The 10135-nt window shown below is 44.7% G+C and carries 9 protein-coding genes; 6 read left to right on the top strand and 3 right to left on the bottom strand.

All coding sequences use genetic code 11. From position 1 onward, the window contains the following. From ACFSB2_RS19340 to ACFSB2_RS19315, 6 genes are all read left to right on the top strand, one after another. Positions 1-260 (top strand): RNA-guided endonuclease InsQ/TnpB family protein (locus ACFSB2_RS19340; protein ID WP_377944739.1); only part of this gene is annotated, 260 nt, incomplete at its 5' end. Between the two features lie 377 nt (positions 261-637). Further along, a complete protein-coding gene (locus ACFSB2_RS19335; RefSeq protein ID WP_377944738.1) occupies positions 638-1447 on the top strand; it encodes a hypothetical protein in 810 nt (269 codons plus the stop codon). Further along, positions 1444-2658 carry a glycosyltransferase family 2 protein gene (locus ACFSB2_RS19330; RefSeq protein WP_377944737.1) on the top strand — a complete coding sequence of 405 codons (1215 nt, stop codon included), beginning with the start codon at positions 1444-1446 and terminating at the stop codon, positions 2656-2658. The genes ACFSB2_RS19335 and ACFSB2_RS19330 overlap by 4 nt, the downstream gene beginning before the upstream one ends. A gap of 411 nt (positions 2659-3069) precedes the next feature. Continuing rightward, on the top strand, positions 3070-4389 hold the full coding sequence (locus ACFSB2_RS19325) for a glycoside hydrolase family 76 protein (protein ID WP_377944736.1): 1320 nt from the start codon (positions 3070-3072) through the stop codon (positions 4387-4389). Between the two features lie 140 nt (positions 4390-4529). Next, complete coding sequence (locus tag ACFSB2_RS19320) at positions 4530-5813, top strand: DUF455 family protein (RefSeq protein WP_377944735.1); 1284 nt, start codon at positions 4530-4532, stop codon at positions 5811-5813. A gap of 110 nt (positions 5814-5923) precedes the next feature. Further along, positions 5924-6292 carry a hypothetical protein gene (locus ACFSB2_RS19315; RefSeq protein ID WP_377944734.1) on the top strand — a complete coding sequence of 123 codons (369 nt, stop codon included), beginning with the start codon at positions 5924-5926 and terminating at the stop codon, positions 6290-6292. A 313-nt stretch (positions 6293-6605) separates the two neighbouring features. Here the strand turns inward: ACFSB2_RS19315 and ACFSB2_RS19310 are convergent, their stop codons facing one another. From ACFSB2_RS19310 to ACFSB2_RS19300, 3 genes are all read right to left on the bottom strand, one after another. Next, positions 6606-7226 carry a pPIWI-associating nuclease domain-containing protein gene (locus ACFSB2_RS19310; protein WP_377944733.1) on the bottom strand — a complete coding sequence of 207 codons (621 nt, stop codon included), beginning with the start codon at positions 7224-7226 and terminating at the stop codon, positions 6606-6608. Further along, entirely contained in the window at positions 7223-7654 is a 432-nt protein-coding gene (locus ACFSB2_RS19305; protein ID WP_377944732.1) for a RusA family crossover junction endodeoxyribonuclease, read from the bottom strand. The genes ACFSB2_RS19310 and ACFSB2_RS19305 overlap by 4 nt, the downstream gene beginning before the upstream one ends. A 71-nt stretch (positions 7655-7725) precedes the next feature. Continuing rightward, positions 7726-8379, bottom strand: coding sequence for a MerR family transcriptional regulator (locus ACFSB2_RS19300; RefSeq protein WP_377944731.1), 654 nt, complete (start codon positions 8377-8379; stop codon positions 7726-7728). Positions 8380-10135: the final 1756 nt, after the last annotated feature.

Below are 10135 nucleotides of genomic sequence, written 5' to 3'. Positions count from 1 at the left end.
TGGTCAAGAATCACCACTTGGCAAAGAGCATCGTTGATGCGTCATGGAATCAACTCGTCACATTCACCGCGTACAAAGCGGAAGAAGCTGGTCGTGGTGTTGTGTTGGTTGATCCCAAGAACACGAGTCAACTTTGCTCAAACTGCGCTGAAAACGTACCGAAGAAGCTCTCCGAACGTACCCATCATTGCGAACACTGCGGATACGTTCAGGACAGAGATATCAACGCCGCAAAAAACATTTTGAAGCGTGCAATATAGCGTTTCTGGTTGGCTTGGACTGAGCCTTCAGGACATAACGTAGGCGGGTTGCGCCATGCGTGTTCTGAGAAGCCCCTGCCTTTAGGCATCGGGAGTGGTCACAGTCTTAAGTATCTTGATGAAACAAATAAAGATCAAATTATCATGCAAAATCATTTTGAAAGTCACAAAACACCGAAATTCTTTTACTACAGGGGATCGGCTTCCAATTGTCAGAAACAGATTCGTTGATTTAGTTATTTATAGATAAAATTGTATATAATTTTATCTATATTATCGTTTTTTTGTTTCGTATACTCATTTCATGGGAACAAGCAAAACCTGTTTCCAAACCAAAAAGAAGAGATAGAAGCAGTAAAAAATAGGGGGAAGCTCTAATGGGGAAATTTATTCTAATATGCAGTTCGTTAATGGCTGTCTTTGCAGAAGCGTTTTACTTGGTTCATGCGTTGTCTCCTGTGATTTTCCTTGTAACGGCGCTTTCCTTAGTGGTATCGTACGGACTGTTCGCTCTTTTTAATCGAGATTTTAGCTTAATCTTGGTTGTTCTCGAAGTTCTGGGATTGGGTTTTTGGCTGGTGTTTGAAGCATGGTTAACAGGTGCAAAAACGATGGTTCAAGCTCAAGATGTTGCGATTGATATTACACTGTCCGCCACGATTATCTTCTTATGGCTCAGTGCTCGATACATAAAAGGTTTATTCGCTCAAAACGTAGGGTTGCAAGAGGAGATTTTAAGCCTTAAAAAGCATGACGAGCAGACAGGTGTCCTTACCTTTAATGAATTCCAATACAGGTTTGAGTCGATATGGGTAGGTCTACGGCGCCGGAATGAAGTAGGGTTTTTTCTCAAAATTTCATTACCACCATTCAAATATACGCAGAGGTCCATTCTCGGCAAGGTTACTCAAAGTGCACTGGATGCGATTCGTTCCCATTATGACATTGTCGGAGTGACACCAAATGAAGAAATCTATATTGTATTGCAAAACACTACAGAACAAGGTGTCGATATTGTTGAAAGGAGATTTTTTAAACTATTGTCTAGAACAATCTCCGGGTATATTGCGAAAGGCATATCGGTAGAGTGCGCGAAAATTGATCTTACCTTCAGTGATGCAGAATCGTGGTTGAATTACGTGATGGGTAAAGAACAGCTTGTGGAACAGGAGCGTCACAGAATATGAATGTCATCTTGCTTGTTATCGCGATAGCCTTTTGGTTTTTGCTCTTCTATTACTCTGGTTTGAATGTTGCAGGCATTGTCTTTCGTTCTCTCAAACATCGTGAAGATCGCAACGACTTGGAATCGTATCCAAGCGTTGCCGTTTTGATTCCTGCACACAATGAAGGCAAGGTATTAACTGGAACATTAGAAGCGCTTGTGAATCTGGTGTATCCCGGGGTACTGACGGTTTACGTTCTGAATGACAATTCTTCGGACAACACGGGCGAAATTGCGGATGAATATGCCAAAGCTTTCTCACACGTCAAACATATCCGCGTCCCGAATGGGTATCCGAAAGGTAAGGCCCGCGTTTTGAATTACGGTCTAACTTTGACCGAAGCGGACTACATTGCGGTCTACGATGCAGATAACCAACCAGAACCAGATGCGTTGAAAAAGCTCATTGAATCTGCCGTGACCACAAAGAATGCGGTCGGTGCTGTGGGCCAAGTGAAGACGCTGAATGAAACGAAGAACTGGCTGACGAGAATGATTGCGATTGAATTCTCGGTGTTCCAACTCTTGATGCAGTCTGGCCGTTGGATTTTGATGAAACTCGGGTCGTTTACAGGAACAAATATGGTGGTATCGAGACAAGCTCTCTTAGCTTGTAATGGTTGGGATGAATACGCACTTGCAGAGGACGCAGACTTGACCATGAAACTCACAGCCTTGGGTGGCATTATCCCTGTCGTACCAGAATCGAGAACGTGGGAACAGGAGCCGGAAACATTCCGTGTATGGTTCAAGCAAAGAACGAGATGGATGCAAGGAAATCTGTACTTAATTCAAAAGACGTTTCGTGAACCCTCGTGGCTCAAAGGCCGTTCGATGTTTCATAGTGCTCAATTGTTGTCCGTCTACATCGGTTTTGTATTCTTTCTGGCAGTTTCGGATGTATGGTTCTTGCTTGGTCTTCTCGGTGCTGTTCATGTGACGTACACCATCCCACTTCTCTTAATCTGGTTCGAATCATTAGTTGTCTACATCGTACAACTAATGACCTCAACCAACTTGGATGGCTTGATGAGTGGACGGAACATGGTGATGATTGCAGTTATGTATTTCACCTATGCACAGTTATGGATTGCGCTCCTCATTTGGGCCACGGTCAAACAAGTGCGCTCTCGAAGTATCACACCTGTTTGGGACAAGACGGTACGGTTCTAAAAAGGTGAACTGATGCTCAATGACCAGTGGATCGCGGATCATTGAGGAGGTTGCTGCAATAGGCAGGCTAAGTTCCAACCCCCACAGTGCGCCGGGATTCGTCCCTACATTGATATGAAGCGGGTTTACCGATTCCGTACTCTGGGATATCTCCCGCTTCCACTGAACCTATCGAACGCGAGGCCCCATACGTCACCTCATTTATACAACCTTTAACAATATCAATCAAACTATCATCGTATATTTAATTGAATTTTAATAAAATTGTTTCAATTCGGTATATATTAGAAAGGGGGATCTCAATCATCCTCTAATTTGATGCGAAGTTGAGTTTAACTTTCGGGAGATGCTCAACTAGAACATTCGATCGGCTTTGGATGCGAACAACATGAGTTGAGAGGAAAATCAGTGATGAAAAAGGCTGTTGAAATGGGATCGTGCAATGCCAAGCTCGTAAAACGCAGTATGATGACCGCCTTCAGCGTGTTAGCTGCGGGTAGTATCTTGAGTACAAGCGAAGTTTTCGCAGACTCGACACCAACTAGTCAAGCCAATCGCCCAGTAAATTACCAGACTGAAGCTACCACGGCTGTTCAAGGCTTAATCGGAAGCTACTGGAACAGTAGTGGCAATCAGTTCGAAAACACCCCGGGTGGAAGCTATACAGGAAACTATTGGTGGGAAGCCAATGGGCTGTATACACTGGCAGACGCAGATTTGGCGACAAACTCGACAGCCTATAGCTCTTACATTAATCACTTTATTGCTGGCCTTCAGAATCAATATGGCACACAAATGTATGATAGCTGGAATGACGATGAAGGCTGGTTGGGGATCGCACTCATGCAGGCAGTTAGAGCAAAAGTAACCAATTTGTCAACGGCGTTTCCAGTAGTACCAACCACCTCGAGTAGTATGAGTAGTTCCAGTGTGCCAGCACTTGTACAAGACGCGGAAGCCCTTCAGGCTGATATCGAGAATAGCTGGACGTCAGAAGGCGGCATCACATGGGATAAACCGAGTGCTGGGCCCAGTTGGTACAATCCGTACTACCGAGACACGGCCGCTAACATGACAGATACTATTCTATCCACCGAACTTTACGCGGCTACCCACAATGAATCGTACCTAGCCGATGCCAAGCAAGTGTTTGATTGGGAATGGAACACCCTTGTTCTACCCACGGGCGGTAATGTAAATGGAACGAATTATCAACCGGGTACTGTTATGGACGGCGTAGACTGGAATCCGCAGACACAGCAGAATACCTATCCAAACGGCGGCACAGCACAGTGGACATACAACTACGGTACCGTTGTTGGTGCGGCTGTTGAATTGTTTAAATTGACAGGGGACAGCACATATTTAACGGATGCGAAATTGGTTGCCAACGCAGCCATAAACCAATTTGCAAAAGCGAACGACGTCATGGCAGGTGTTGAGACGGGTGGTGGCGATGGAGGCTTGTTCAAAGGCATCTTTATGCGCTACATGATCGAGTTGCTCAGTCTGGATCGTCAAAACCAAAATCTAGATAACTTTATCCAGACCAACTTGTCCTCATTGTGGGATAATGACCAGACGTCTACCGCAGGCGTTTTTGGAAACAACTGGGCAGGGCCAGCTCCGTCGGCTTCGTCTGTTGACCTTACGGATGAGCTGAGCGCAGTGATGTCGCTCACTCATATGGCGACGTACCAGCATCGACCAATTCTGGCGTTACTTCCTTAAACGAGTTCGTAATTCCAAGAGGGGGGCATATCCCCCCTCTTGGGTTTAGGCGGTTGAGACCATAATTATTGAACGCCAACACCGTAAATTCTTCATACAATATGATGAAAACGCCCCCAAAGGGCCACCGGAGGTGCCTTATGCCGAAATATTTCGGAACTGACGACGCATTAAAAAAATTAAAGCGCTTTCACTCGTTTGAGTATGATTTACTATGTCATGTTATTGGATTTGTTCCCAACATTTCAACATTTGAAGGTAAATGTACCCTTGTTCGACATTCTTATGAGGACTTAAAGCGTACTCGAGCCATTCGTGAGCGCATCCAGGATTTTGGTGTAGTTCATCCTGAAAAGCAAATCCAAGAGGCCTGGAGCAATGTTGTTCGACACCTTATGACAGCATCGGATGAAGATTATTTTATTGCGACCGTTTATCGTGTCATTAAGCCCTTTCAGGTTCATGCCTATCGAACTTATATTGAGTCCACACTCCATTTAAATGATGCGCCTTCAGTTGAAGCATTTGAAGATCATTTACCTGCATTGGAACGTCAAATTGCTTGGGGTAAACAATGGATTGAGGCCGGGAATATCGGGTATGAGAAGGAACAAGAGATCGAAAAGTTCGAGGATGAAATCCGTGAGCATATTCACTGTCTTGGGGATCTCTATCAGTCATCCGACGAACAAGGCGCCGCAACAGAAATACCAGTTTATCCCGAATTCACAATCCCGACTGATATGAAACTGGAACCACGATTTGTATGGCGGAGTGCGGAACGGATTTATGATACTTTAACCGGTGGAGTAGAGAGCCCAGCCCACCATTCATACACTCACTTTACAGAATTGCCGGTAATTGATATCTGTGCAACCATTGTTTACGATGGACGACACATGCCTTTCGAATACATTGCGGATTTTGTTCGGCAGACGTGGGACGAAGTGCGCCATTCCCGAATGGGTTTCTCGCGCCTACAATCTATGGGTATCGATCCATACCAAGTGCCAATACCGGTGGGGCATTACCGGGCCTATTGTGGGGTTCCACTCTTAGAGAGAATCTCCGCGTTAACCCAAGTGGGTGAGGCGTGTTCGTTTGCCCCGAAACGAGCTTGGGTAAAGATGGCGATGGAAAATGGAGACCGGCTTACTGCTCTGGAGCATGATTTTGATATGGTGGATGAAAAAAATCATGTGAAATTCGGCGCTCGGTGGTTAAAGGAAATTATGGATGTCAACAAAGAAACCAGAACTCCTGAGCAAGTAGTGTCCGATGCAGAGTGGGCCGTTCGCAATATCGTGAACGATTTGAAGAAGGAGAAAGGGGAAAAATGGCAAGAAGACCTTGGGGAAAGGTTTACAAGTTGTGCAGAATCTGAATCTCCATTAAATCTGGCCCCCAAAATTATCATTTCATGACATCAGAAGAACACGGGATTGTCGCTCCTGAAGAGTACGAGTCTGTACAATCCGAAATATTTCATGCGTTAACGACGTGGAGCCACGAAACACAGCATGGCGTACGAAACGTGGCCGGAATTGTTCTGCGCAAACAAGACGCCGGAATGATTGGTTATTGGGGCGAGTTCACAGGCGATGTGATTTTCTCCTATAACCAAGGCTTCGTATGGGGAACGAATCATCACGACACTGTCTCTGAAGTGTCAGTTCCGGGTGCGAACCACGGACCACAGATTCCAACCGCTTGCACAGACTATTCTTCTAACTTTGGGATTGCATTGTGGCATGGCTCTAAAGTAAGGCGTGGATATCGTCGAGATCGTCATGTACAAGGGGCATATGCAATGAACGACATTGGGTTCACAATTTCACGTTTATTTAACGTCAATGACCTAGACAGTTTGTATGGGAAATTCATGCACGACTTATTCATTTGATGTGAGTTGTTCCCGGCGAATAGCCGTATCAAACCAGCCAATCATGGTTGCACGGGTGGCGGAAGTGATATGGTCATATCCCGTCGCGATATCTGCGGCCAGCGACCGATAATCATCGGTTCACTTTCATAGACAGTTTGACAGGATAAGCGATTTGGGCCGATCTCGACAAATTCAACTTCTGAATAGCTCCATGGATGCCACCATTCGCGTGAGCGCATGGCGGCATTTGTCAGTGTTTTTGCATTAATCGCCTTACCCGAGAACGATTTTGAGGTAGGAACAGAATGGTGTATCCGGTCATTTATAGATGTCATTCATCTGAAAGTTCATCCTGCCATGAGGATGAATCGATCTGGATATCAACATTCATAGGTGTGAGGTCATGTTGTAATTCAGCTTTGAATGTTCCTGGGAATGATTCATCAACCTCAATGCCATCTCTCGATGGCCCAAACTGTATTTCGACTGATACAACAAACGAGCCAGATATGTGAATTGCTTCACCGGTGATCGTCAGGTTATCGATCTCGACATCGCTGACTTCATTAAAACGGACACCATTGCCAATCTCGATTTGATATGCACCGTTCTCGAGTTCTGATTTTAATATGCGCTCTATGCCATCAATTTCAACAGTCGAACGCTTAGGGGGCGTAACGAATACCGTCTTGAATTCCGCAGGTTGAACACCTTGAAGTGCTTTGTGTATCTGCAGAATCTTATCTGTTTGTTCACGCTCCCGGCCGCCTCGAACAACAACTTCAATAATCAATTTCTTCCCGTTTTTCTCAAATACCAAATCAGGTTGTATATTCGCCATCAGCGAAGGGGGATTGATGACTTCATATCCCTCTGATTGGTATTTTTTTAACAAGTCTTGAATCGCGGCTTCCTCAAGATACCGACTTGCGCCTTCCTCCGAGATCATCATTGCGTGTTCACCCCAAACTGAATAAAGTCATTCGAAAATGCGCCTACTTCAATGTATATGATGGACTTTCCTTGCAAGACTGCATTCGTGATATCTGCAACAAGATCGCTAGACAAGTTCGTGTAATCAATGACAAATCCTTCTTCCATATTTAAGCTGGCAGCACTCCGGAAGATCACCTGTTTATCGTCAGCATAAGCATGTCCAGTAAGGGCATCTAGGATGGGCTTACTAATATTGTCCGCATCCGCTACTTGGTGTTCTCTGTGAAAGTAGTATACACGGGAATATAAGTTCCCGCTTTTCCCGAAACCAACTTGACCGGTCGATTGAAAATCCGCAGCAATGGCTTGTTCATAGTTCCTTAAGAGTTTCTTCTTACCTGCGTTATACGACTTGGCTTTTCTTAGAGTACAAAAGGAGATCAATCCTTATCCCGCCTTGCTATCGAGAAATACAATACGATCGTATCACGAAAGTTCTTGGTTGGATATCATAGTCACTTCCGGCCAAACGGCCACCAACCACGTTTCGTATTCTGCGCTTCCTTTAACTCGAGAATCTCTCGCATGACCTCGGTCAATTGACGATCCCGCTGTTCCTCACGCTTGCTTAGTTGTTGACGGAGCTCCTGGTTTTCTTTACGTAATATATCCTTCATCTCAACCAAGGAACGCTGTGACGAAGCGGCAACTTCATCTAAGGCCAAACTCACCTGCGACTGTTCAACTAACATCTGCTTCATTTCAGTGAGTTCTCGTTCCAATATTTCGTTCCGTTCGATGACAGACTTGTACCCTTGCGCAAATTGGAGGAAAACCTGTTTCATTTCGTCATCAAAGACTTTATCGAAAGCATGTTGCATCATTTGTTCTATACGTGTTTGCTGATCGGCCTCTACTGCACGGTGTACCAATGACTCTCCGAACAACTCACGACGTACATCATCATATGTCTTTTTCGTCCCAGCATTACGTGCAGTATTCAACATGTCACGGATTTTGCGTATACGGTCATATTCACCCGTACTGAAGTAGCGTCCATTCGGTCTATGGTCACATTGAATCAAACCTTGCTTCTCCCAGTCGCGCAACTGAACGGTTGTTACATCGCAGTCTTGTGCTACTTGTCCAATCGGTCTGTAATCATCCAAGAAACTTCACCTTAATCATACATTAATTCATTGATGAGCTAGTTAATCACACCTTAATCATCAATGATAACACCTTTATAACAGTCAAATTGCGAGCGTTCAAGGTAAGATGAAGTACATATTAAGAAGAATCTATGTTCCAATCCAAGAACCTATGGTGGTTTTCGTACCTTAGGCTCTCCTTTGGGTTTCGTTATTGATATTTACCGAACGGATGCGGGAGGTACAGATGAAATTGATCTTGGTGATCATACATGGATACTGAAATGCGTGTGATACGGTTTATGTCAGGCTAAAATCGAGTTTGTTGGTGACGCCATTGAAAGTGCTGAAATATCATGCAATGGTCTGAAGTCCTGCGACTGTTTCCTGATACATTTACTGTTCTAGAAAATTCGCAATACCTATCTATCGAGACCCTGCCTATCGATGTACCTTGCAATGAAGCTAGAATTTCGAGACGGTCTTCTTTTTATTTCATTTACGCTAGAACATAATGGCCGTGCTCGAATCGTAAATAACGTTATTCTCGATACCGGTGCTGATCAATCGCTCATTAATCAGGGGCGGCTGAATATTTCGATCTGGAACCAGAGGACGGCGATATCATTGTGACCACCGTTGGTATGGGGGGCCAAGACTACGCTGTTCAGAAGCGAATTGACGCACTTCGATTTGGCGCCTGCTCATTCAAAAATCCAGATATAGACTTCGGAAATCTCGACGCTCACCCAGTATTAACGGGCTGTTAGGTTCCGATATACTGGTAACTGACAAATTCATCATCGAACTCAACTCAATGGCATTGGTTAAGCAAAATTGGAAAATAAAACAAAAGGAGCCGGAGGTGTTTACTCCTCCAGTTCCTTTTGTGTCTCGTGGTGCTATGAACAGTTTGGCCAGTTGTTCAAGATAACATACTAAATTTCAATTTTTATCCAAATAGACCAACTACACCGGCGATTGCCTTCTAGATTGAATAGCGATTTCTGATTCACTCTTGTTCAAGGCCTTCAACGAAGACAAGATGCTTGGGTTGAGCAGGCCAGTTAATCGGTTTCTAGCACGATTTCTCGTCGTGACGTGAGCGTAACATATGGAATCTGGAACAGTCTTGAGTCGGCTATTGTCTCTGGTGGCCAAAACGTGTATTGTTTCCCATGAATTCGGCACCATACATTTATGATATTAACCATTTAGGAACCAGAACACACTAGCGGGAACGATAAAGCGGTTAGCATCTAATGAAACAAAAATGGATACTCATTTGCATTTGCATTCTTACTTTCCCTCTTCTTACTGGGTGCTGGGATCGGATAGAGATTGAGGACAGAGGTACAATCCTTGGAATAGTCATTGATCCATTAGACGGAGAATCACCACAGGGGATAACCTTATGCAAAAAGTGAGGCGCCTGGTTACCGACTCACTGCTCAAATTGCAATACCTGGCCGCATTCCTTTAGGACCTGGAGAAACTAGTGCGGGAGGCGCTACAGGGCGCCCTGTTTGTGGTCGTTTGGACGGAAATGACAAGAGACCGTGGATTGTAACACGGCCTCTTTCATGCAACTGTTCTGGCACCCATTATTTTATCAGATGCGCCGTAAAACCCCTTGCCTTAGCTATGGGGATATAAGGCGCTCGCCGTTAGGCGAAATGTCTTTTAACGATCAACTAAACGTTAGATGACATAGTCGTATCTAACTTGTTTTGGTAAGATGTTCTTGGGTGATCGCAATGAGTAGAGACGTCGA

It is taken from the genome of Alicyclobacillus fodiniaquatilis (genome assembly GCF_042678105.1).
Classification (GTDB): Bacteria; Bacillota; Bacilli; order Alicyclobacillales; family Alicyclobacillaceae; genus Alicyclobacillus; species Alicyclobacillus fodiniaquatilis.
This window is presented reverse-complemented; position numbering and strand designations above follow the sequence as displayed.

Excerpts from the sequence above, each read along its gene's own strand:
- ACFSB2_RS19310 (WP_377944733.1), bottom strand. The coding sequence starts at position 7,226 with ATGATGATCTCGGAGGAAGGCGCAAGTCGGTATCTTGAGGAAGCCGCG.
- ACFSB2_RS19320 (WP_377944735.1), top strand. The coding sequence starts at position 4,530 with ATGCCGAAATATTTCGGAACTGACGACGCATTAAAAAAATTAAAGCGC.
- ACFSB2_RS19335 (WP_377944738.1), top strand. The coding sequence starts at position 638 with ATGGGGAAATTTATTCTAATATGCAGTTCGTTAATGGCTGTCTTTGCA.
- ACFSB2_RS19330 (WP_377944737.1), top strand. The coding sequence starts at position 1,444 with ATGAATGTCATCTTGCTTGTTATCGCGATAGCCTTTTGGTTTTTGCTC.
- ACFSB2_RS19325 (WP_377944736.1), top strand. The coding sequence starts at position 3,070 with ATGAAAAAGGCTGTTGAAATGGGATCGTGCAATGCCAAGCTCGTAAAA.